Annotated in this window: 18 protein-coding genes; 7 read left to right on the top strand and 11 right to left on the bottom strand. The window is 59.4% G+C overall.

The window, feature by feature from the left end:
* Both EF096_RS10350 and EF096_RS10345 read right to left on the bottom strand, forming a co-directional pair.
* Complete coding sequence (locus tag EF096_RS10350) at positions 1 to 540, bottom strand: (2Fe-2S)-binding protein (RefSeq protein ID WP_123889556.1); 540 nt, start codon at positions 538 to 540, stop codon at positions 1 to 3.
* The gene (locus EF096_RS10345) at positions 533 to 3364 is read right to left on the bottom strand and encodes a xanthine dehydrogenase family protein molybdopterin-binding subunit (RefSeq protein WP_123889555.1); all 2832 of its coding nucleotides are present in this window, start codon (positions 3362 to 3364) and stop codon (positions 533 to 535) included. The genes EF096_RS10350 and EF096_RS10345 overlap by 8 nt, the downstream gene beginning before the upstream one ends.
* 287 nt (positions 3365 to 3651) lie before the next feature.
* On the opposite strand from EF096_RS10345, the gene ppnN reads away from it, so the two are divergent.
* On the top strand, positions 3652 to 5025 hold the full coding sequence (ppnN, locus tag EF096_RS10340) for a nucleotide 5'-monophosphate nucleosidase PpnN (protein ID WP_123889554.1): 1374 nt from the start codon (positions 3652 to 3654) through the stop codon (positions 5023 to 5025).
* Positions 5026 to 5220: 195 nt separating this feature from the next.
* Here ppnN and EF096_RS10335 read toward each other — a convergent pair whose 3' ends face one another.
* Positions 5221 to 6225: a bile acid:sodium symporter family protein gene (locus tag EF096_RS10335; protein ID WP_123889553.1), complete on the bottom strand. Its 1005-nt coding sequence runs from the start codon at positions 6223 to 6225 to the stop codon at positions 5221 to 5223.
* A 93-nt stretch (positions 6226 to 6318) separates the two neighbouring features.
* Here EF096_RS10335 and EF096_RS10330 point away from each other — a divergent pair, with 93 nt between their 5' ends.
* Positions 6319 to 7149, top strand: coding sequence for an AraC family transcriptional regulator (locus EF096_RS10330; protein ID WP_123889552.1), 831 nt, complete (start codon positions 6319 to 6321; stop codon positions 7147 to 7149).
* Here the strand turns inward: EF096_RS10330 and EF096_RS10325 are convergent.
* A complete protein-coding gene (locus EF096_RS10325; protein WP_123889551.1) occupies positions 7146 to 7544 on the bottom strand; it encodes a nuclear transport factor 2 family protein in 399 nt (132 codons plus the stop codon). The two genes, EF096_RS10330 and EF096_RS10325, sit on opposite strands and share 4 nt — an antisense overlap.
* Positions 7545 to 7739: 195 nt before the next feature.
* On the opposite strand from EF096_RS10325, the gene EF096_RS10320 reads away from it, so the two are divergent.
* The 4 genes from EF096_RS10320 to EF096_RS10305 are packed head-to-tail and all read left to right on the top strand — an operon-like array spanning position 7740 to position 13589.
* A complete protein-coding gene (locus EF096_RS10320) occupies positions 7740 to 8927 on the top strand; it encodes an ABC transporter substrate-binding protein (RefSeq protein ID WP_123889550.1) in 1188 nt (395 codons plus the stop codon).
* A 59-nt stretch (positions 8928 to 8986) separates the two neighbouring features.
* Positions 8987 to 9856 (top strand): branched-chain amino acid ABC transporter permease, encoded by an 870-nt coding sequence (locus EF096_RS10315; RefSeq protein ID WP_123889549.1) that lies wholly within the window; start codon positions 8987 to 8989, stop codon positions 9854 to 9856.
* The gene (locus tag EF096_RS10310) at positions 9853 to 12345 is read left to right on the top strand and encodes a branched-chain amino acid ABC transporter ATP-binding protein/permease (protein WP_123889548.1); all 2493 of its coding nucleotides are present in this window, start codon (positions 9853 to 9855) and stop codon (positions 12343 to 12345) included. Before EF096_RS10315 ends, EF096_RS10310 begins: the two co-directional genes overlap by 4 nt.
* Positions 12342 to 13589, top strand: coding sequence for an amidohydrolase family protein (locus EF096_RS10305; RefSeq protein WP_123889547.1), 1248 nt, complete (start codon positions 12342 to 12344; stop codon positions 13587 to 13589). Before EF096_RS10310 ends, EF096_RS10305 begins: the two co-directional genes overlap by 4 nt.
* Here EF096_RS10305 and EF096_RS10300 read toward each other — a convergent pair.
* From EF096_RS10300 to EF096_RS10270, 7 genes are all read right to left on the bottom strand, one after another.
* Positions 13563 to 14258, bottom strand: a complete 696-nt coding sequence (locus tag EF096_RS10300) for a GntR family transcriptional regulator (RefSeq protein ID WP_123889546.1) — start codon at positions 14256 to 14258, stop codon at positions 13563 to 13565. The genes EF096_RS10305 and EF096_RS10300 overlap by 27 nt on opposite strands.
* A gap of 101 nt (positions 14259 to 14359) precedes the next feature.
* Positions 14360 to 15931, bottom strand: a complete 1572-nt coding sequence (locus tag EF096_RS10295; protein WP_123889545.1) for a gamma-glutamyltransferase family protein — start codon at positions 15929 to 15931, stop codon at positions 14360 to 14362.
* 118 nt (positions 15932 to 16049) lie between these two features.
* Complete coding sequence (locus tag EF096_RS10290; RefSeq protein ID WP_123889544.1) at positions 16050 to 16718, bottom strand: TetR family transcriptional regulator; 669 nt, start codon at positions 16716 to 16718, stop codon at positions 16050 to 16052.
* A 28-nt stretch (positions 16719 to 16746) separates the two neighbouring features.
* Positions 16747 to 17667, bottom strand: a complete 921-nt coding sequence (locus tag EF096_RS10285) for an ABC transporter permease (protein ID WP_123889543.1) — start codon at positions 17665 to 17667, stop codon at positions 16747 to 16749.
* On the bottom strand, positions 17664 to 18737 hold the full coding sequence (locus EF096_RS10280; protein ID WP_123889542.1) for an ABC transporter permease: 1074 nt from the start codon (positions 18735 to 18737) through the stop codon (positions 17664 to 17666). Before EF096_RS10280 ends, EF096_RS10285 begins: the two co-directional genes overlap by 4 nt.
* The gene (locus EF096_RS10275; RefSeq protein ID WP_218565728.1) at positions 18734 to 20299 is read right to left on the bottom strand and encodes an ABC transporter ATP-binding protein; all 1566 of its coding nucleotides are present in this window, start codon (positions 20297 to 20299) and stop codon (positions 18734 to 18736) included. Before EF096_RS10275 ends, EF096_RS10280 begins: the two co-directional genes overlap by 4 nt.
* A 2-nt stretch (positions 20300 to 20301) precedes the next feature.
* Positions 20302 to 21294 (bottom strand): BMP family protein, encoded by a 993-nt coding sequence (locus EF096_RS10270; protein ID WP_123889541.1) that lies wholly within the window; start codon positions 21292 to 21294, stop codon positions 20302 to 20304.
* A 90-nt stretch (positions 21295 to 21384) separates the two neighbouring features.
* Here EF096_RS10270 and EF096_RS10265 point away from each other — a divergent pair, with 90 nt between their 5' ends.
* On the top strand, positions 21385 to 22131 hold the full coding sequence (locus EF096_RS10265; RefSeq protein ID WP_123889540.1) for a cysteine hydrolase family protein: 747 nt from the start codon (positions 21385 to 21387) through the stop codon (positions 22129 to 22131).
* The last annotated feature ends 38 nt before the right edge of the window (positions 22132 to 22169 follow it).

Here is a 22169-nt window from a genome sequence, read left to right as displayed (position 1 = left end):
TTAACCCTCCCTGACCAGACCGAGTTCGGTCAGTACGTTGCGGGTCGCGCTGAAGTAACGCACATAGCCGGTACAACGGCAGATGTGATGACCCAGGCTGTCCTCCACGACTTTCTCCAGCTGGCTTTTCGCAACCGGCTGGCGCTGCAGCTTTTCTACCAGCACCGTCGCCGCATTCACAAAGCCAGGCGCGCAATAACTGCACTGAAAGGCGAACTCATCAACGAAGCGCTGCTGAATCGGGTTGAGCTGGCTGACCTTGCCCTCTTCATCGCGTATGGCGTGGCCCTCGATGGTGCGCACGCGCTTACCGGCGAAGTAATGCGCACCCGTAATGCAGGTACGTACCTCCTCACTGGTACCGTCGGGATTGTCGACGATAACCACACAGGCGTGGCAAATACCCTGACCGCAGCCCAGCCGGGAGCCGGTCAGATTCTTGTATTCGTGCAGGTAATCGATCATCAGCAGATCATCGGGGATGTCCGCCGGGTCGACTGACTTACCGTTTAACGTCAGTTGCAGGGAACGACTAGCCATTGAGGGCCTCCTTGATGCGCGCAGAAGTGAGAGGCAAGTCGCGAACGCGTTTACCTATAGCGTGAGCAACAGCATTACCGATCGCGCCCACTACAGGGATCATCACCACTTCGGCAATGCCCTTGGCTGGATCACTGCGCGACAACGGCGGCAGGATTTCCGAGGTTTGTTTCCACACCGCTACGTCGCGTGCCCTTGGCAGACGGTAACGATTGAAGTTCCAGTTGCCCTCCCCTGGCCCGCCTTCATACAAGGGCATTTCTTCCATCAGCGCGTGACCAATACCCATTGCCACCCCACCTTCGAGCTGGCCCTTCACCAACTCCTCGACCAACACCCGACCGCACTCGATCCAGGAATGATGGTTGAGCACCTGCACTTCGCCGGAGCCCTTGTTAACTTTCAACTCCACCAGGGTGGCTACCGGGCTGTAATAAGTCACGGCAGCGTTGTTCAACTGCACATCGGGGTAATGCACGGTTTTACGATCGAGCAAGTGAAAACCAGCGCTGTTCATTTGCGCCTTTCTGTCACTCGCAGCGCCGTCCCCGTATTTGACGGCCAGACCATCAAGTGGCAGCCGCACGCGTGTCTTGCCAATATCAAACTCGGACTCGGCCCAGCTCCAGCGATTAAAGCCGTGCACGGTTGCACCGGTGACTAGCCCCATGTCATGGGCGTGCTTGGCCAACTGCGCAAAGCTCAGTGGCTGCATACCGTTGGCGGTGAGCTGACCATCGACCCAGTTGGCGTCTTCACGGCGCACTACGTAGGGGTTGGCTTGCCCGCCGTACGGGCCTTGACTCCAGATGTGCAAGGCGGCTGGCCACAGACCGTGATTGAAAACGATGCGTGCAGCTTCCCGCGTAGCATGACTGAAATAGTAGGCGGAGTTACTCGCCGACGATGCCGATCCCAGTTTGCCCACCCAGCGCGGATCGCGCAGGTAGTCATTCTGCTCGGCCTGACTCATGGTGTAAGGATCGCCGCCGGTGGTGAGCTGCAGCTCATCCCACTCGGTTTCGCCGGTCTTCACCTCACTCGCGGGGCTACCCAGAAAGTCAGACACGATCAGCGCCTGCGAAGTCGACATGCCCGTGCCGATTTCTATGCCGATATGGCGCAGGCTAATGTGCCCGTCGGCATTGAACTCAACGCTAGCCATCGGCGCTTCTGAGCCGGTGCCAAAGTCCTTTTGGCAGATGGCGAAGCCCACGCCGTGCCAGTGATCCGGATCCTGCGCTTCGCGCTGCTGCTTGAGCGCATGGCGGTTCTTCCACACCTCATGGGTTGCGGCTTTATCCAGAATCTCGTGCAGTCGTATGGCGCCAGCAGGTATGGCCCCCTGGGTATTCTTCATACCCGACACCATGGCGTTTTTCTTGCGCAGATCGATTGCATCAATGCCCAGTCGGTCGGCGATTTCATCCACCATCATCTCGGTAGAGGCCATGCTCTGCAGCGTGCCGTAGCCGCGCATCGACCCGGCTTCCACCGCGCGCGAATGATAGGCCGTTACCTGTAAGTCGTTCTGCGGCATGTAGTAAATAGACTGGGCTGCGGTAGCGCCAACCGCTGCTACCGAGGAACTGTAGTTCGCGCGGCCACCACCATCAACGCTCATCTCGGCGCGGAAAATCTTGAAGCTGTTATCCGTCTTATCGACCGCCAATTGATAGCGAATGTCGAACGGATGCCGCTTGATGCCACTCTGGAACTGCTCATACCGGTCGTTGGCCAGGCGCACGGGGACACCTCCGCCATAAAGTGCTGCCAGTGCCGCGTAGTAAACGAAAATATTGTGGTCTTTGGAGCCATAACCGACGGTGTAACCCGGATGCATTTTCAGGTTATCCAGCGCAAATTTAGATGGCGCGATCATTTTTGCGGTTTCGGTTGCCGCTTCCAGCGGGCATTGGGTCGCCACCACAAAATGCAGCGTCTTGCTTGCTGCGTCGTACCAACCGTTGCCGTTATCCGGCTCCAGGGCAGCGGGCTCAATGGACGGCGTTTTATAGCGCTCATCAAATACCAGCCAGTTGTCTGGCGGGCTATCCATCTGCTGTTTCATGCGGTCAGCGTAATACAGCCCCCTCTCGGTAAGATCACCGTGCAGGTCGGGCTGGGAATCCCATACCGGGCGGCGGTTGCGTAGCATCGGAAAGAGGATCGAATCCTTGAGACTGGCAAACTCGTCTTCATCAGCCGAGGTCGCACCGCCGACACGCACGTAGCGGAAACTGCCGTAGGGGTCGGTTTGATAAAGCGGAGCCTTGGCGCCATAACGAATAGCTTTGTCATTGAACTGGAGCTTGACCTTGGCCTGACGGAAGCGCTCAAAGTCATTCCAGATCAGCATGGCAACCGGATGACCAATAAACATCGGCACCTGGCCAACCGGCAACAAGGGATCAGGCCCGTGGGCCTGCGGGAAAGCGATGCCGTCGTTAGCCAAATCTTCTGCCGTCACGATCCGATCTGGCTGCAGCTCGGTACCGAGCCAACTGAGATCCATACCGGCGTAGATGTGATCGGCCTTGGTTATTTTCAGTAGCATGGCGTGCCCCTGCTGCTCGGGCCAGCCGGGCATATCCTTGGCGCGAATATCACGGGCAAATACTTTGCCACCGCAAACCTTGGACAGGGCATCATTGCGCGAGCGCGCCTTGCCGTTACTGCCAAGCCACTGCTCAGAGGGCATGGTGACGCTCTTTTCTTTCAAGGCGGCGAAAGCCTTGTTGGCGAGCGGCACCAGCGACACGGTCACCCCGGCCACCAGCCCACCCTGCAGGAATGAGCGCCGGGATACATCACGGTTGGACATAAATCATCCTTTTAGCGGTTATTAGCCCGCTATTTTGATTGTTTCCTGACTAAAGGCCTCAATCAGTGCGAAAGCCTTGTTGAACAACAATAGGACCCCCAAGGTAACGCAACGTTGCCCCTCAAATTAAATTATTTCTATTTATGTCTTGCCGCGAGCACTCAAAATACACTGCTTACCTGGAAGAGCTGTATACGCGTAGGGTTTGCGTTGTGCGGCGCATCGCGGGGAGAATGCAGCCAGCACCGAGTATTTATCTCGACCTTATTTCGCATCAGGAAAACCGAATGCCAGCAAAAAAGGTAATCAACGCGTCCGTCAGCCCCAAGGGCAGCCTGGAAACGCTCTCGCAACGGGAAGTACAGCAACTCAGCGCCGCCGGCTCCGGCAGCACCTACCGCCTGTTTCGCCAGTGCGCGCTGGCGATTCTTAACACCGGCGCACACATCGATAACGCCAAGACCATTCTTGAGGCCTATGCCGATTTTGAGGTGCGCATCCATCAGCAGGATCGCGGCGTGCGCCTGGAGCTGCTAAACGCACCAGCAGATGCCTTCGTCGACGGCCAGATGATTGCCAGCACCCGCGAAATGCTGTTCAGCGCGCTGCGCGACATCGTCTTTACCGAGAGCGAGCAGGAAAGCCAGCGCATCGATCTAAGCAGTTCTGAGGGCATCACTGACTACGTGTTCCACTTACTGCGCAACGCACGCACGCTGCGCCCGGCCGTAGAGCCCAAAATGGTGGTGTGCTGGGGCGGCCATTCGATCAGCACTGAAGAGTACAAGTACACCAAGAAGGTCGGCCACGAGCTGGGCCTGCGTAGCCTGGATATCTGCACCGGCTGTGGACCGGGCGTGATGAAGGGCCCAATGAAGGGCGCCACCATAGCCCACGCCAAACAGCGGATTCTGGAAGGTCGTTATCTGGGCCTGACTGAACCGGGCATTATTGCCGCCGAAGCGCCCAATCCGATCGTCAACGAACTGGTTATTCTGCCGGACATAGAGAAGCGCCTGGAGGCCTTCGTACGTGTGGGCCACGGCATCATCATCTTTCCCGGTGGCGCCGGCACGGCCGAGGAGTTTCTCTATCTGCTCGGCATCTTGATGCACCCGGCCAATAAAGAGCTGCCTTTCCCGGTTATTCTCACCGGCCCGACCAGTGCCAAGGCCTACCTGCAGCAGCTGCACGAGTTTGTCGGCGCGACCCTGGGTGAGGACGCGCAGCAGCATTATCAGGTGATCATCGACGACCCGGCGGAAGTAGCGCGGCAAATGACCCGAGGTTTACGTGATGTAGAAGCCTTCCGCCGCGAACGCAACGACGCCTTCCACTTCAACTGGCTACTGCGTATTGAGGAAAGCTTTCAACGCCCCTTCGACCCAACCCACGAAAACATGGCCAGCCTGCAACTAAGCCGTGACCTGCCACCACACGAATTGGCCGCCAACCTGCGCCGCGCCTTTTCCGGCATCGTCGCCGGCAACGTAAAGGACAAGGGGATTCGACGCATCGAGCAGCATGGGCCATACGAAATTCATGGCGATGCCGCGGTAATGCAGCCGCTTGACCGCCTGCTGCAAGCGTTCGTCAGTCAGTACCGGATGAAGTTGCCGGGCGGCGCTGACTATGTGCCCTGTTATCGGGTGGTGAGCTGAGCGCAGCGCTCAGCCGGAAGCTGCAAGCTGCAAGCTGCAAGCTGCAAGCTGCAAGCAAAAATTATAGCCCTTGGTTTGGGGCTGGAAGCTGGAAGCTGAGAGTTTGGCACATTACCCAAAGCCCAAATCTGATATCTGGGCACGGGTGTACGCTTCTAGCTTCTAGCTTGAGACTTGCGGCTTGCGGCTTGCCACTTATAGCTTTGAGCTTGAAACCTCAGCAGCAGGCGCTTCTACCTCAGGTCGCCGGGCATAGCGCTCGGCTAATACCGCACAGACCATCAACTGAATCTGGTGAAACAGCATCAGCGGCAGAATCAGTGCACCAATGGCACCACCCGCAAATAACACCTGGGCCATGGGCACGCCAGTCGCCAGGCTCTTTTTCGAGCCAGCGAACAGGATGGTGATGCGGTCCTCGGTGTTGAACCCGGCGCGGCGGGCCAGAAAGCTGACGATAAACAGCACCAGCGCCAGCAGCAGACAGCAGGCCACCACCAGTCCAGCCAACTGTATCAGTGGCACCTGCTGCCAGATCCCCTCCACTACTGCGTGGCTAAAGGCACCGAATACCACCAACAAAATGGAGCCCTGGTCCACCGACTTGAGCCAGACCTTGTTACGGGTAACCCATTCGCCGATCCAGCGACGGGCGATCTGACCGGCAATAAAGGGCAGCAGCAACTGCACCACGATCTTGCCGATGGCATCCAGCGTATTGGATTCGCCAGCCTGGGCACCAATCATCAACAGCACCAGCAAGGGAGTCACAAAGATGCCCAGCAGGCTGGAAGTGGCTGCGCTGCAGACGGCAGCGGCAACGTTACCGCGCGCCAGCGAAGTGAAGGCGATGGCCGATTGCACGGTGGCCGGCAAGGCGCAGAGAAACAGGATACCCAGATAGAGCTCATCGCCTACCAGCGGTAGCAACACCGGTTTGAGGCCCAGCCCGAGTAACGGAAACAACAGGAAGGTGCAGCCAAACACCAGCAAATGCAGGCGCCAATGGCCCATACCAGCAATGATCGCCTGGCGCGACAGCTTGGCACCATGCATAAAGAACAGCAGCGCAATGGCCGCATTGGTTAGCCCATCAAAAGCCACAGCTGCCTGGCCGCTGACCGGAAACAGGCTCGCAGCGATGACCACTGCGATCAGACAAAGGGTCATGTTGTCGGGGAGAAAACGGGGTCTGGCCATAATCAACTCTCTTTTTATGATGGGGCTTGCCACTGCACAAGGCGGAAGTTTACTGTGTACCAACACGACCGACTAACGCGATCTGACCACACAATGTCGAGAAACGGACAAAGCCTGCCAATCCATCGTGCGGTACCTGCCTTAGGTAGCTTGCCGAGGCCGCTCTATGCCCGCGTAGAGTCACTGCAGCGCAGCGCCGCAACGGAGTGGCATAGCCATCCCTGGGCGCAATTATCCTACGCAATTCGCGGGGTGCTTTCGGTGCATACCCAGCGCGGGCGTTTTCTCGCACCACCGCAACGGGCGATTCTGGTGCCGCCTGATTTACCGCACGCGGTCATCAGCTCACCAGCAACCGAAATGCGCAGTCTGTATATCGACCGCAGCGTCATCCCTTGGGCAGCCAGCCATTGCAAGGTGCTGGAGATTAACCCGCTGACCCGCGAACTGATCAGTCAATTTGGCGGCCTACCCGCCGAGTACGACGAGCACAGCGCCGACGGGCGCCTGGTTGCGGTGCTGCTGGACCAGTTGCAGGCAGCCGCAGAGTCCGGGCTTTATCTGCCCTGGCCGGCAGATCCACGCCTGCAACCTCTATGCGAGGCGCTGTATGAGACACCTGATCTACCGCACAGGTTAGGCGACTGGGCCAGCCAACTGGCACTGTCGGAAAAAACCCTGACGCGCCTGTTCCAGCAGCACACCGGCCTCACTTTCCGCGCTTGGCGCCAGCGCCTACGACTGCTCAGCGCCCTGCCCCTACTGCAACAGGGAGAGCGGGTAACCGATGTGGCGCTGGCCTGCGGTTACGATTCCACCTCGGCCTTTATTGCCGCTTTCCGCAAACACCTGGGCGTTACGCCCAGCGCCTTTGGTGATCTGCCCGAGCATGTGCCGCAACCGCTCAGCGCGCCGCAGCGTTAGGGTTTGGCGACCTCGGGCGCGAGAATCCACTCGGCGCTGTCATTCCAGACATCCATACGCGTGATCTTGCCGTCTCGCACCTCAAATCGGTCCAGATAGCGGTTACCGCTGAAGCTGCTGCCATCGGGCCATTCGCCGTAGAGCGTGCCGTTGGAGTACACCACGGTGTGATCGGCATGCTCGGTCCAGTCAAACTGGCCCAGTTCTTTCTTAACCCAGTTATAGCGCGCGGCATTGAATGCGGTGATTTCAGTCGCCGACGGCATGACCCGACCTCCGGTAAAGGTGATGCGCACATCGCTACTCATATAGGTAGCCGCCTTGACGGGGTCTGGCGCCATGGATGCGGCCAGAAAATCGCTAACAATCTGTACTGCCTTATTTTCAGAACTCATTGCCTGCCTCTTCTTGAATCAATGTATGACCCAGCTGGATGCTGTTGTCCTTGCCTGCATTCAGTGCACAACGCACCACGTGAGTGCAAAAAAACGCAGAAAACCTGCTGAAAATGCGGTTTTATGCGCTTTTCAAGCATGGCCTCTATTTTGCTAGCAAATATCGTACAAATGCTAGCCATCCAGGAGAAACATATGTTCAAGCTACTCAAACCACTGCGCCGCCGCTGGCCGCAAGCCGCTGCAGTCACTGCTTTAAGCCTGCTGGTACTGAGCCCGGCACAAGCCGCCGAGGCAATAAAGGTGGGCCTGGTTGCCGCACTGTCCGGTCAATCAGCCAAATCGGGGGAGGCGCTGACCCGTGGTCTGACTATCGCCATCGACGAAATCAACGCCGCTGGCGGCATTCTCGGGCAACCGGTTGAGCTGATCCGCCGCGATGACGAAAGCAACCCGGCCAAGGGCATGCTGGCCGCCCGTGAGCTGATACAGCGGGAAGAGGTGACCGTGCTTTTTGGTGGTCTGGATACGCCGGTTTCCCTGGCCATTGTGCCACTGGCTAACCAGATGAAAGTGCCATTCATGGGCATTTGGGCTGCTGGCACCGGGATCACGCATAACGGCGCAGAGGACAACTATGTGTTTCGCGTTTCAGCCATGGACGAGATCGTCGATGAAGCCTTGGTGCAGTACGGCATTGATGAATACAACATGCAGAAGCCCGGCATGCTGCTGATCAACAACCCCTGGGGCGAATCCAACGAAAAGGGCTTTCGTCATGCGCTGGAAACCCGCGACATGCCTTACGCCGGTATCGAGCGGATTGAGTCCAGCGACCTGGACGTGATCCCCCAGCTGACCCGCCTGAAAAACGCCGGTGCCGATACCCTGCTGATGGTCGGCAACGTCGGCCCCTCCGCGCAAGTGGTCAAGTCGCTAGACCGCATGGAGTGGGACGTACCCGTGGTCTCGCACTGGGGTCCGGCCGGTGGTCGTTTCAGTGAGCTGGCCGGTCCGAATGCCAGCCGTGTGCACTTCATCCAGACCTATGTGTTTACCGAACACAACAGTGCCAAGGGTGACCAGGTGCTGAGCGCGCTGAAATCCACCTATCCCGAGATCGAAACGCTGGCTGACATTACCCCTGCTGTGGGTATAGCCAATGCCTACGACGGTATGCACCTGGCGGCACTGGCAATCGAACAGGCCGGAAACACCGAGGGCCCAGCAGTACGCGACGGGTTCTATGCGATTGACGAGTACCAGGGCCTGATCAAGGACTACAAACAGCCCTTCACTACCGAGCAGCACGATGCGCTGGGGCCGCAGGATTACATCTTCACGCACTTTGTCGACGGCAGCATCGTTCCAGTCAAACCCTGACCTGTAAACCGTAATCCGGTGGCGCGCAATAACTGGCGCCGCCTTAAAGGAGCATGCAGATGATTACCGCCGCCCTTATCAGCGGTCTCGGCCTGGGCAGTATGTATGCCCTGCTCGCGCTGGGCTTTCATATTACCTACGTGGTCTCGCGCACGGTGAACTTCGCCCAGGGCAGCGCGATGATGGTGGGCGCTGTACTGGGTTACAGCTTTTACATCACCTGGGGCTGGCCGATCTGGCTGGCGGTCCCCATGACCCTGACGCTGTGTGCGGTATATGGGCTGGCGGTCGAGCGCTTTCTGGTCCGACCGTTCAGCTCACGCGGCTCTGAAGCCTGGCTGATGGCGACAGTGGCGGCGGGTATTCTGGTCGACAACCTGGCCATGTTCACCTTCGGCAAGGAGCCAAGGCAATTCACCTCCGAGCTAACCAACACCGGCGTCACCCTGTTGGGCGCCAATATTTCCGTATTGCAGATGCTGATCCCGGTGATCGGCGCTGCGATTGCCCTCGCGCTGTTACTGGTGCGCCGTTACACCCGGCTTGGCAAAGTGCTGGAGGCCTGCGTGCAAAATCCGCAAGCCGCCATGTTGATGGGCATCCGCGTCAATCGCGTGGTGGCTATCGCCTTTGCCGTCTCAGCGGTATTCGCAGCGATTGCCGGCATGCTGATCGCGCCGCTGTTCAACGTGAGTGCCGAGATGGGCACGTTATTTGGCCTCAAGGCGTTTGCCGTAGCCATTCTGGGCGGTATATCCAGCGCCAGCGGCGTCTTTCTCGCGGGCCTGCTGTTTGGTCTGGTAGAGGCTCTGGTGACCATTTACTTCGGCTCTGCCTTTACGCAAATTTTCACGTTCGGACTGGTTATTCTGGCGCTCGCATTACGCCCTAACGGCCTGTTTGGCAGCAAGACAATGGTGAAGGTATGAGCAAACACAGCAAAACCCTGCTGGCCAGCGGCGTGTCAGCTCTGGGTATCGCCAGCGTAATCATGGCCTTCATGCTCGACAGCTACTCCCTGCTGGTATTCAGCTTCTTTGCGCTGACCGTCGTCGTCGGCGTTGGCCTGAATATCCTGATTGGGTTGAGCGGGCAGATTTCTTTCGGGCACATCGCCTTTTACGCCATTGGCGCTTACGTGTCGGCGTTGCTGACCATGCAGGGCGTTTCACTCTGGCTGGCGCTGCCTGCCGCCGGGCTGGTGTGTGCCATCGCTGGCGGTCTGCTGGCGATTCCGGCACTGCGGGTCAACGGGCCTTATCTCGCGATGATCACCATTGCCTTTGCCCTGGTAGTACATCACGGGCTGGTAGAGTGGCGCAGCCTGACTGGCGGCGCCAATGGGCTGATGGGCATTCCCATGCCCAGCCTGGGCGACACCGATCCAGCCGTATTACTGGCACTGATCTCCACGGCGCTGATGCTCGGCGCGCTGGTATTTTTCCAGCTGCTGCGCAACAGCGGTTGGGGCCGCGCCATGCGCGCGGTCAAGGCATCCGAAATCGCCGCACGCTCACTGGGCTTCAACCCGGTGCAGACCAAAACGCTTGCCTTTGCTCTCTCGGCGCTGCTAACCGGTATGGCGGGCGCGGTGGTTTCGCCGCTGATGATGTTCATCAATCCGGCGTCCTTTCCATTTACCCAGTCGATTCTCTTTGTCCTGGCGGTGATCGTGGGCGGCGCTGGCACCGTGATGGGTCCGGTGCTGGGCGCACTACTGATCGTACTGCTGCCAGAGGCGCTGTCCGGCGCTGCGGAATACCGTTTGCTGATCTTCTCCGGCCTGCTGTTGGGCGTGCTCTGGGTGGCGCCACGCGGCGTACTCGGTAGCGCGGCGCGGCTGTGGTTGAAGCCGGTGCAACAACCCGCACCGGTGCAACCCGACCTTGACCAGTTGAGTGCCTTTTTCGCCGAAACGCCTTCCAGCAAGGGGCTTGAAGTAAAGGACATCAGCATCCGTTTCGGCGGTGTGCAGGCAGCCAAGGACGTCAGCTTCAGCGCGCCGCCCGGCAGCATCACCAGCATTATCGGTCCGAACGGCGCGGGTAAAACCACTGTGCTGAACATGATCAGTGGCTTCTACGCACCCAACAGCGGCAGCATCAAACTGGACACCGAAGTGGCCGGCCTCCCCGCGTGGAAGCTGGCCCGCGCAGGGATTGCCCGCACTTACCAGACCACTCAGCTGTTTGGTGAGCTGAGTGTGCTCGACAACCTATTGGCAGGCATGCAACAGGGACACTTGGGCAATATCGTCAAAGGCGCCAGCGACCAGCAGCGCGCGTTGGCGCTGCAGCTGCTGGCCCTGGTTGGCTACCGCGGCTCGGTCAACAGCCTCGCGGATGAGCTGCCGCACGTGGATCGTCGGCTGGTCGAGATTGCCCGCGCGCTGGCTTCCCGACCGCGCGTTTTGCTGCTGGATGAACCCGCGGCAGGGCTTGGCCAGCAGGACACCCAACAACTGGCTGCGCTATTTCATACGCTGGCGGGTTATGGCATTGCGGTGATTCTGGTCGAGCATGACATGACGCTGGTGATGGCCGTTTCCGAACGTATTCTGGTGCTCGATGCCGGCCGCCCGATCGCCTGGGGCAGCGCCAGTGAGGTACGCCAGGACAAGCGCGTGATCGCCGCCTACCTGGGCGGCACCAGCTATCAGGCAACGCCACGTGATCAACCCTGGAAAGGCTCGCGTGACGCACGTCTGTATATCAAGGATCTGGTGCTGGACTATGGCGCCGCACCGGTGGTCAACAAGGTCAACCTGGTGGTCAATCCGGGCGAGCTGATTGCCATTCTTGGCGCCAATGGCGCCGGCAAATCCAGCATCCTGCAAAGTCTCGCGGGCCTGCATCCCGCCACGTCCGGCTCTATCCTGCTGGACGACGAAAGTATCCATCACCTGGACGCCAGCCAGATTGCGGCGCGCGGTCTGGCGCTGGTGCCTGAAGGACGGCAAATGTTCCCGCAGCTGACCGTGCGTGACAACCTGATGCTCGGCGCCTTTTCGCGCACCGACAAGGTGGATGCCGATGCCGAGATCGAAGCCATCCTGCGCCGCTTTCCACGCCTGCGTGATCGCATTGATAGCCTGGCCGGGCTGCTGTCCGGCGGTGAACAGCAGATGGTCGCAGTAGGCCGCGGCCTGATGGCCAAGCCAAAGATTCTATTACTTGACGAGCCGTCGCTTGGCCTCTCGCCGGCCATGATCGGTGAACTCTACGACGCCCTGGCGGCGCTGCGCGACGAAGGCGTCACCCTGCTGCTGGTAGACCAGATGGCCAACCTGGCGCTACAGGTTGCAGACCGCGCCTACGTGCTGGAAACCGGTCGCATCGTCAAATCCGGCACCGCCGAAGAACTGCGCGGGGATAGTGCGCTGGAAGCGGCTTATCTGGGCGAAGGAGCAGTAGCATGAGTGTATTACGGGTAATCAACGCCCGCCTGCCGGACCAAAGTGGACTGTGCGAACTGCGTATCGAAGACGGACATTTTGTCAGCAGCTTCAGCCCCGGCCAGTCAGCCGGCACCCTCGATCTCAAAGGCCGTCTGGTGCTGCCCGGCCTGCTGGAAACCCACATCCATCTGGACAAGGCCTGCATCATGAGCCGCTGCCATCTGCAGCAGGGCACGCTCGCTGAAGCCGTCGAGCAGACCCGGCAGGCCAAGGCCTCCTTCAGCGAAGACGACGTGTATCAGCGCGGCGCGCAGGTGCTGGAGCAGGCCATTATTCAAGGCACTACGCACATGCGCACGCATGTGGAGATTGATCCACAAATCGGCCTGACCGGGCTGCATGCGGTACAGCGCCTACGTGAAGACTACGCGTGGGCGATTAGCCTACAGATTTGCGTATTCCCGCAGGAAGGTATGCTCAACAATCCGGGCACCGAGGCCCTGCTGGTGCGTGCATTGCAGCAGGGTGCAGACCTGCTCGGCGGCTGCCCCTATACCGATAGCGACCCGGACGGCCAGATTGAACGGCTGTTTGCTCTGGCACAGGAACACGATTGCGATCTGGACTTTCACCTCGACTTTGACCTCAACCCCAACCAAATGGGACTGAATAAGGTCATCAGCTGCACCGAGCGCTTTGGCTGGCAGGGCCGGGTGACCGTGGGTCACGTGACCAAGCTATCGGCGCTGCCGCGCGATGAACTGCTGCGCAAGGGTGCGCAACTGGCGCAGGCCGGCGTCAATGTTACCTGCCTGCCCAGCACCGACCTGTTTCTTACTGGTCGCGAGCACTTCCATAACAAACCGCGCGGCCTCGCGCCCCTGGCGCAGCTGGATCAGTGCGGAGTGACCTGCTCGCTCTCGACCAACAACATCGACAACCCTTTTACGCCCTACGGCGATGCGTCATTGGTGCGTCAGGCCAACCTGTTTGCCAACGTCAGCCAGTTGGGCACAGAGGCCGAATTGCTACGCTGCCTGGCTTGGGTTTCAACGGAATCTGCACGCCTGCTGCGACTGCCGGACTATGGACTCAAGCCCGGCTGCAAGGCGGACTTTGTGGTGTTTGACGCGCCCTCAGCGGCAGCTGTAGTGGCGCAGATCAAAGCCCCGTCGATGGGCTTCAAGGCGGGCCGGCAGACCTTTGTCCGGGAGCAGCCGCAGCTCTTGATGCCCGGCTTAGAGGTCAGCCAGCGCCTGGCGTAAATCAACCTCGGGATCAGGCGCTTCGCTCAGATCGAGCTGGCTTTCCAGCTCATCGAGGTGCTCGATCATGACCCGCACAGCGCGCTCACGGTCGCCCTGGGCCAGCGCAGACAGAATCTCCTCGTGCTCATCCGATGCGCAGGACGGCACGTCGTTACGCTGATACAGCGATACGATAAGTGAGCTGCGCACCATAAGGTTGGCGAGAATCTCGCTCAGCACCTGATTACCGCTGAGGTCACCCAGCATCAGGTGAAACTCGCTCAACTCGCGCACAATGTCGCGGCGGTCATCCGAATCGGTTGCCTTGCGTTCGTTGCTCACATGGCTGCTGACTCGCTGCTGATGCTTGCGCATAGCCTCAGGCGTAATGCTCTCGACAATCGCCCGCTCAATGGCGCGGCGCGCCACAAACACATCACGCGCTTCGCCAGCACTGGGCTGCGACACCAGGGCGCCCCGGTTCGGCTCAATGGTGACGATGCGTTGCAACGCCAGCCGCTGCAGCGCGCTCTGTACATGATTACGGTTTGCCTTGAGCGCCTCGACTATCTGCGCCTCGACCAGACGGGTACCGGGACGCAGACGATGTTGAGCAATGGCCCGCGATAGCGCATCAAAGATACGCTGCACTTCGGCCTGTTTAGTGGTTTGGATTTTCGCGACCATGATTCTCTCGTCGATCCCAACCGGCGGTAGGCCGGAGGGCGATGGCTAGCAGTGCGGCATTATGACCCCACGCACACTGCCGATACAACCGACCCGCTCCCTCAGCCGAGCTGACCTAGGGCTTCCCCCTGCCCGCGCGGATCATGCATCGCATAGCGCCGCCCATCGGTTTCGATGGCGATGGCACCAGCCTGGCCGGTAAAGGGGCTTAGCGCAGGAATACCCTCTACCTCATGCCCCAACGCTGCCAGTTCGACCACTACCGCAGGATCGATGTCGGCCTCCAGTTTGAGGTTGTCGGTGCTGTCGAAGAAGCTGCGGCCAAGCAGAAAACGCGGCATACGCAGCGCCTTGTCTATCGGCTGCGCGAAGTCCACTAGCTGCGTCGCCAGCACCATCTGCGTTTGCGGCTGACCATCACCACCCTGGGTACCAAAGAACAAACGTCGGCCATCGTCCGCCAGGTAAGCAGACGGGTTCAGCGTATGCGCCGGTCGCTTGCCCGGCGCCCAGGCATTGGCATGCTGCGGGTCGGCATTGAACCCGGCCGCGCGGTTTTGCCAGAGCACACCGGTATCGCCCATTACGCAGCCAGAGCCGAAGTCATGAAACAGACTCTGGATCAGGCAGGCGGTACGGCCTTGCGCGTCGGTCGCGGCCATCCAGATGGTATCAGCCGGGCGCCCTTCCTCACTCCAGGCAGCGGCCCGCTGGTCATCGATGATGGCGGCATAATCGCGACCACAGGCATCCGAGAGGCTGGCGGCATAGTCCCAATCAACGAACCCAGGATCACAGAGCTCGGCATTGCGCCGCAGCAGTCCCTGCTTTATCGCCTCGACCAAGTAATGGTAATAACGCGCACTGCCGTTGCCGCAAGCGGCTATCGCCTTGTGCTGCAGTGCCGCCATCGCCTGCAAGGTGTAAAGCCCCTGACAGGGCGGCGCAACGTTATACAAGGTGCCCTGGCGATAGCGAATCGACAGCGGCGCGCACTCTTCGGCGCGGGTAGCGGCGAGATCTTCACGGCGTAACCCACAGCCTATTCGCTTAAAGGACTCGGCAAAGGCGCTGGCTAGCTCACCGTGGTAAAAATCCACTACGCCATGGCGAGCCAACTGTTCAAGGGTGTTGGCCAACTGCGGCTGACGCAGAAGATCGCCAGCCTGCAACCAGCGCCCGCCCACCTGGCACAACGCTTTGAGATCCGGCAGGGTTTCGATCAGCGCCTGGCGCTGCTGCTGCCAAAATAAATGTGATTCGCTCACCTCGGCGCCCGCACGCGCCACCTGCGCAGCCTCACCGAGCAAGTCTTGCCAGCCCATGCGTGAACTCCACTCGCCCCGGCTGATGTTATGCGCCGTCTGCCAACTGGCCAGCGCACCGGCCGTTGTGGCAACAGCGCTAGGGCCGCGCAAGCCAATCACGCCGCCATCGGGCAATACCTGCCCTGCCTGCCCGATCCCCACAATGGTGCGCACCCGGCGATCATGAATCATCCACAGTGCATCACCACCCAGCCCGGTCATGTGCGGATAGACCGCTGACAACATGGCGCTGGCCGCCAGCATGGCATCAATCGCCGTGCCGCCCGCATCCAGAACACGCATGCCGGCGGCGCTGGCCTCGGAATGGGGAGTACAAATGACGCCTGCGCGGGATTCAGCCAACATGCCAACCTCTCTTCTTCTCTAGCGATAGTTGTGTTAATTGCTAGCAATGCAAGCAAGACCCGTTCCAGCCTCACGCCCTAGCTCAAGCGAAAACCTGTATGGGAATTTGTTTTTTGCTCTACGCGTTAACCGGAGCCAGAAAAGCGAAAACCATTTCGCGTGCCTGCTCGCGATGCTGGAGCTGCCATGCAGGATCAAGCAGATCATGCCGAAATATCTGTGACAGGGTATAGGCGTTCGAGCGATGGAAGTACGCGAGACTGACAATAGTCACGTACAGGTGCAGGGGATCAACATCCGATCGAAAAACCCCAAGCTCAGCGCCACGCCGCAGCAAGGTAGCCAGCGCCGCGATCACCGGCGAGGCGCGCTCGGGGATGCGCGTCGACCGTTGCAGAAAGGCTGCCTTGTTAAGGTTTTCTGAGGACAACAGGCTCATCAGCTCAGGATGACTGGCAAAGTGACCGTGAATGAAGTCGAAAATCCGGTGCACGCCCTCGCGCGGACTGACGTGCTCGAAATCCAGACCTAGCTCATCTTCACGCAACTGATCCAGCACATGCTCAAGCACCTCGATATACAGCTGGTCCTTGCTGCCAAAGTGGTGATAGATCATCCGTATGTTGGACTTACCGGCACGTGCGATATTTTCAATGCGCGCGCCACTGAAGCCATTGGCCGCGAATTCGCCAACCGCCGCCGCAAGGATCCGCTGGCGTGTGGCAGCAGCATTACGCGGCGGCCTTGAGCGCTTGTTTTCGCTGCGGGAGGTTGGGGCAGCTTCCATGTCGATCATCCAGTTATCAGAGGTGAGTTCAGCTTCGGCTATAGGGCTGAGCCAGCGAGCCCGGCGCGGTCTGACGACCGATCAGGCCAGCAACAGCAATCAGCGCCAGCACGTAGGGCAACATGATCAGCAGCGCATTGGGCACCTGGATGCCGATCGCCGGTAAAAAGAACTTCAACGCAGCTGCCGCACCAAACAGCAAACAGGCAAGTACCATACGACCGAGCTTCCAGTTACCGAAGATGATAGCGGCAATTGCCAGGTAGCCGGCACCACTGGTCATACCCTCGGTAAAGGTATGGATGTCTCCGATGGAGATAAAGCAACCGGCAAGCCCCGCCATCAAACCACTGAACAAGACCGCCAGATAGCGCAGACGTGCAACCGACAGCCCGGACTTGTCGACCGCTCGAGGTTCGGCGCCACAGGCATGCAGCGCCAGCCCGAGTGCAGTACGGTGCATTACCAGCGCCGTCAGAAGGATGATCAGCCCGCCCAGATACAGCAACCAAACCTGATCAAACACCTGGTCCCCCCACAGCGGAATATCACGCAGCACAGGCGGTGACCACTTGCTCAGACCCGGTATTGCTTCGCTGGAGCGGCTGCCGAAGATTTCTCGATAGGCCAGGGTAGTCGCACCCAACGCGAGAATATTGATGCCGATCCCCGTAACGATCTGATTAGCCTTCAGGGTAATACTGAAGAACGCCTGCAGCAACGCGACTGGCAGGGCAGCGAGGGTTCCGAACAGCAGCCCGATCAACGGGTTACCGGTATACCAGGAGGCCAGAGCGCCAGCGAAAGCGCCCGTCAGCATCATGCCTTCCAGGCTCATGTTCAGGACACCGGCACGCTGACTGACCAGCTCACCCGTTGCACTCAGCAGCAAGGGGGCAGCCAGACGTATGGTTGAACCTATGAATACCGCCATCATTTCCCAGCTCATACGGCTTCTCCACGACGATTAATCAACGTGACGGCCGCCAGCGTGAGAATGATCACCCCTTGCACTACCAGCACCAGCGCCGAAGGCACCTGCGCCACCATTTCCATGTAGATCCCCCCCGAGCGCAGGAAGCCGAATAGCAAAGCACCCGCAAAAACCCCAGCAATAGAGCCCCGAGCCAACAGCCCGACCACCAGGCCGTCAAAACCGAAGCCAGAGGAAAATCCCGCTTTCAGGGAATACTGCTCGCCCTGCAACATAAAGCCGCCAGCCAAACCACCCAGCGCGCCGGCGATGAACATGGCCAGGATAAGCGTGCGTGCAATCGGCATACCCGCACGATGTGCGGCCTGTTGATTGAGCCCAACTGAACGCAGGTGCATGCCAAATAGCGTGCGCCCCAGCACCAGCGCAACCAAGGGGCCAATCACCAGCACCGCCGGGAGCCCGACATGCAAAGGCATTGATGGATCACCGAAAAAGAACGGCAGCATGGTGCTGGACGGAATCTCGAGCGACTCGGGCAATGTTCCGGAATTGGACATGGGTTGACGCAAAAGCGCGCTGGACTGCACACACCAGTAAAGCAACCAGATGCCAATGAACGACAGCATCAGAGTGCTGATAACCTCATTGGTACCGGCCTTGACCTTGAGCACGCCCGGTAAACCGCCCCAGAGTCCGCCTGCCAGCGCAGCCGCCAGCAACGGCAGAATAAATGCCAGCCCCATTGGCAGATCGGCTACGCCACCGTAGAGGCTGACCGCAGTCGCAGCGATGCCACCCACTGCAATCTGCCCCTCACCACCTACGTTGATTAACCTGGCACGCTCGGCCAGGACAAAACCGATACCCACCAAGGCGAACACCAGCGAGCGGTTTATCGACGCGGCAATGGCATAGGGAGACCCCCAGGCGCCCTCGGCGAAAGCGCCCAGCGCCTCGCTGACGGAGGCCCCGGTCGCAGCTACCAGGGCGACACCAAATAGCAATGCGATGAGCACCGCGGTCAGGGGAATGAATGGCCGCAGCAGCGGCTGTGGCACACGTTGCAAAAACGAAAGGCTCATGGAGTTTGTCCCGCCATCATGGCACCAATACGAGCACGCTGATCCGGCTGCGCCGGGCAACTGCCCATGATGCGCCCGCGATACAGCACGACAATACGATCAGCCACAGTCAGCAGCTCATCCAGTTCTGAGGAAATCAGCAGCACCCCAACCCCCTGATCACGGGCCGCACGAATATGGCCATATACCGCCTGTACCGCACCCACATCCAGACCGCGTGTAGGTTGCGAGGCAATCAGACAAGTGAGGTTGCGCAGAGTAAGTTCACGCGCCAGGACAGCTTTCTGCTGATTACCACCCGAGAGGCCGCCAAAGCGACTGTCGACACTGGCAGCACGCACGTCAAAGCGCCGCATCAGCTCGCTGGCAGCCGCACGCATTGCCGCGCGATCAAGGCAGCCCCAACGCTGAAACTCATGCAGCCGGTTGAGGAAAATATTCTCCGCCAGGCTCAGGTCGGTGATACAGCCCGTTGCATGGCGATCTTCCGGCACCACACCCACTCCGGCACGGGTAACCGCTTGTGGCGACGCACCACTGAGCTCCTCACCGTTGATGAAAAATCGCCCTCGGCTCGGGCTGCTCATGCCCGAGAGCACCGACGCCAGCTCACTCTGACCGTTACCCTCAACGCCGGCCACGCCGATAATCTCGCCGCGATTGAGCACCAGCGTAAAGTTATCCAGACGCGTTACGCCCTGCACATCGGTAACACCCAGGCCATCTACCTGCAGCACCTCGTCCTGCAGGCGCGGTGACCGGGATGCAGCAGCGGCCGGGCGCGCGGGGCTATCCGGCGCATGCTGAATCATCGCCTGCACCAGGGCATCCAGCTCGTCCGCCGGATGCTCCGAGTGCGCCACAATACGACCACCACGCAGCACCGTTACCCGGTCAGCCACCTGCTTTATTTCCGCCAGTTTGTGCGTCACCAGCAGCACACTGCAGCCCTGCGCAGCGACCCGCCGACAGACCCGTAACAAGGCATCAATTTCATCCGGCAGCAGTACCGCCGTCGGCTCGTCCAGCACCAGCAGACGCGGTTCACGCATCAGGCACTTTACGATCTCAACCCGCTGACGTTCGCCCACCGAGAGCGTACTGATCAGTGCGTGCGGGTCCAACTGCAAGCCATACTGCTCGGCCAGGCGCGCAACCCGGTCAGCCATCGCGCCGCGCCGTAAAAATCCATGCGCCTGCCCGAGCAACAGGTTGTCGACCACACTCAGATCAGAGACCAGACTGAAATGCTGGTGCACCATGGCAATGCCTTGGGCGAAGGCATCCGCCGGGCCCTGGGGCTGGTAAACACCGCCATCGAGTAACATCTGTCCGGCGGTTGGCTCATGTACGCCAAATATCAGATTACAGAGGGTCGACTTGCCCGCACCGTTCTCCCCGAGTAAACACTGGATTTCACCGGGACGAATCTGCAGCGCGACGTCCTGCAAAGCCTGAAAACTGCCGAAGCGTTTGCCGATCGATTCCAGCTGCAGCCAGGGCTGACCGGCCTTGGCTGCATGCTGCTGGGACTGATGCATGGCGCTGGCGCTGTGCTCCATGTTCAGCCCTCAAGTACTGAAATCTTGCCGTCTTTGATGTCCTGCATGATCTGCTCGAGCTTGTCTTCCATCTCGGGCGTGGCATTACAGACCTGCATATCCGCAGCTTCAGGCCCCATATTCAGACCGAACGCCTTGTAGCCGGGAACCCAGGTGCCGGCAACTGCCTGATCGATAGCGTACTGCACCTGATAGCCAACACCGGTAATGCTGTAACCGACATAAAGCGGATCGCTGCCGCAACGGTTGGTGTAGCTGCCGACGATGTGGGTGCCCTGCTCCTTGGCTGCCTGCTCCATGCCGCGCAGACCCAGGTTGAGAATGTGATAGTGCACATCGGCGCCCTGGGCGATGGCGGCGAGCGTCGCTTCCTTGGCCATCGCGACGTTGTCGAAGTCGCCGGTATAGTTCTCGATGAACTTGATATCGGGGTTGATTGAGCGAGCGCCATTACCGAACTCCGTACCGGCGTTGACGATAGAAGGCAGCTCCATGCCGCCGACATAGCTTACGCCACCGGTCTTCGACAACATCGCGGCTGCGGCACCGGCAACATAGGCGATCTCAGCCTGTTTGACATCGTAGCCAGCCACATTCGGCGCTTCAGTGCCCGCATTACCGCCAACAATCGAAAAATGCGTATTGGGGAAACGCTTGGCTACTTTGAAGACGGCAGCCTGAGTCTGACCACCGATCCCGATCACCAGCTCGTTGCGCGATGCCAGGTTAGTCAGCGCCTGCTCCATATCGGCATAGCTGATGTTCTCGATCATCTGAACCTTGATCTCACCCTCATGGGCCTGCTCGGCGGCCATGAGACCGTCGTAGCCTGACTCCATCCAACCTTTGTCAGACTTGGAGCCGGGAATCAGCACACCCACCGTCAACTGATCAGCAGCCTGCACCTGCGGTACCAGAAGAATTGCGCTGGCCCCCATGAACAGCGCCGCAGTAAAAGACAGCACAACTCCACTACGCGATTGCAGATTAGACATTCTGGCACCCCTTTTGCAGTTTTCGAATAAGTAAGTAAACGTTTACTTAATTTCCTAAAGCAATCCGCATGCCAGACAATGGAGACCTCAATGACTACCGAATTTCAGCCGCTGATCAAAAGTCGCAATGGCGTTCTGGGCAGCGCCAGCAATAATCGTTGGCAAGCCAGCGTTGAGCTGGTCGACATGACGCCAGCCCCTGCAGCACCGGTAAGGATTAAGCTCACGTGCGAGCCGCAGTCAGTCATCATTGACCTGCGCCAGAGCGCAATCGTGGTTATCGATATGCAGAATGACTTTTGCGCAGCCGGTGGCTGGGTCGATCAGATGGGTACCGACCCAAGCCCCAATCGAGCGCCTATTGCACCACTTCAGGGCCTGCTGCCCGAGCTACGCGCCAAGGGGGTGCCTGTCATCTGGGTTAATTGGGGAAATCGCCCGGACCTGGCCAACATGCCGCCGAACCAGATTCACTTATATAAGAACAGTGGCGAAGGCGTCGGTCTGGGCGATCCGCTGGACAGCAACGGCGCGCCCGTATTGCAGAAGGATTCGTGGGCGGCAGCGGTAGTCGACGAACTAGCCCCCGACGCCAGCGATATCTGCGTCGACAAGTACCGCATCAGTGGCTTCTGGGATACACCGCTGGACAGCATACTGCGTAACCTGGGCGTCAAAAGCGTGCTGTTTGCCGGAGTCAATATTGACCAATGCGTACTGCACTCACTGACTGATGCCAACTTTCTAGCCCGGATTTCTCATAGGTCCCCAGCAAGTCTCGCAGACTGTGCGGGTTACCGCCATTACCGCTCATTGGCGGCCGTGACTGATCAATAATCGATCAATTCCTGTTGTCCGGACACACGGCCCCCTTT

This window comes from Pseudomonas neustonica, assembly GCF_003797945.1.
In the GTDB taxonomy this organism is placed as follows: Bacteria; Pseudomonadota; Gammaproteobacteria; order Pseudomonadales; family Pseudomonadaceae; genus Halopseudomonas; species Halopseudomonas neustonica.
This window is presented reverse-complemented; position numbering and strand designations above follow the sequence as displayed.

Bases quoted from the DNA above. Each gene is read 5' to 3' on its own strand.
- EF096_RS10265 (WP_123889540.1), top strand. From the start codon at position 21,385: ATGACTACCGAATTTCAGCCGCTGATCAAAAGTCGCAATGGCGTTCTG.
- ppnN (WP_123889554.1), top strand. From the start codon at position 3,652: ATGCCAGCAAAAAAGGTAATCAACGCGTCCGTCAGCCCCAAGGGCAGC.
- EF096_RS10300 (WP_123889546.1), bottom strand. From the start codon at position 14,258: ATGGTCGCGAAAATCCAAACCACTAAACAGGCCGAAGTGCAGCGTATC.
- EF096_RS10270 (WP_123889541.1), bottom strand. From the start codon at position 21,294: ATGTCTAATCTGCAATCGCGTAGTGGAGTTGTGCTGTCTTTTACTGCG.
- EF096_RS10350 (WP_123889556.1), bottom strand. From the start codon at position 540: ATGGCTAGTCGTTCCCTGCAACTGACGTTAAACGGTAAGTCAGTCGAC.
- EF096_RS10320 (WP_123889550.1), top strand. From the start codon at position 7,740: ATGTTCAAGCTACTCAAACCACTGCGCCGCCGCTGGCCGCAAGCCGCT.
- EF096_RS10330 (WP_123889552.1), top strand. From the start codon at position 6,319: ATGTCGAGAAACGGACAAAGCCTGCCAATCCATCGTGCGGTACCTGCC.
- EF096_RS10295 (WP_123889545.1), bottom strand. From the start codon at position 15,931: ATGTTGGCTGAATCCCGCGCAGGCGTCATTTGTACTCCCCATTCCGAG.
- EF096_RS10280 (WP_123889542.1), bottom strand. From the start codon at position 18,737: ATGAGCCTTTCGTTTTTGCAACGTGTGCCACAGCCGCTGCTGCGGCCA.
- EF096_RS10325 (WP_123889551.1), bottom strand. From the start codon at position 7,544: ATGAGTTCTGAAAATAAGGCAGTACAGATTGTTAGCGATTTTCTGGCC.
- EF096_RS10315 (WP_123889549.1), top strand. From the start codon at position 8,987: ATGATTACCGCCGCCCTTATCAGCGGTCTCGGCCTGGGCAGTATGTAT.
- EF096_RS10285 (WP_123889543.1), bottom strand. From the start codon at position 17,667: ATGAGCTGGGAAATGATGGCGGTATTCATAGGTTCAACCATACGTCTG.
- EF096_RS10335 (WP_123889553.1), bottom strand. From the start codon at position 6,225: ATGGCCAGACCCCGTTTTCTCCCCGACAACATGACCCTTTGTCTGATC.
- EF096_RS10290 (WP_123889544.1), bottom strand. From the start codon at position 16,718: ATGGAAGCTGCCCCAACCTCCCGCAGCGAAAACAAGCGCTCAAGGCCG.
- EF096_RS10305 (WP_123889547.1), top strand. From the start codon at position 12,342: ATGAGTGTATTACGGGTAATCAACGCCCGCCTGCCGGACCAAAGTGGA.
- EF096_RS10275 (WP_218565728.1), bottom strand. From the start codon at position 20,299: ATGGAGCACAGCGCCAGCGCCATGCATCAGTCCCAGCAGCATGCAGCC.
- EF096_RS10310 (WP_123889548.1), top strand. From the start codon at position 9,853: ATGAGCAAACACAGCAAAACCCTGCTGGCCAGCGGCGTGTCAGCTCTG.
- EF096_RS10345 (WP_123889555.1), bottom strand. From the start codon at position 3,364: ATGTCCAACCGTGATGTATCCCGGCGCTCATTCCTGCAGGGTGGGCTG.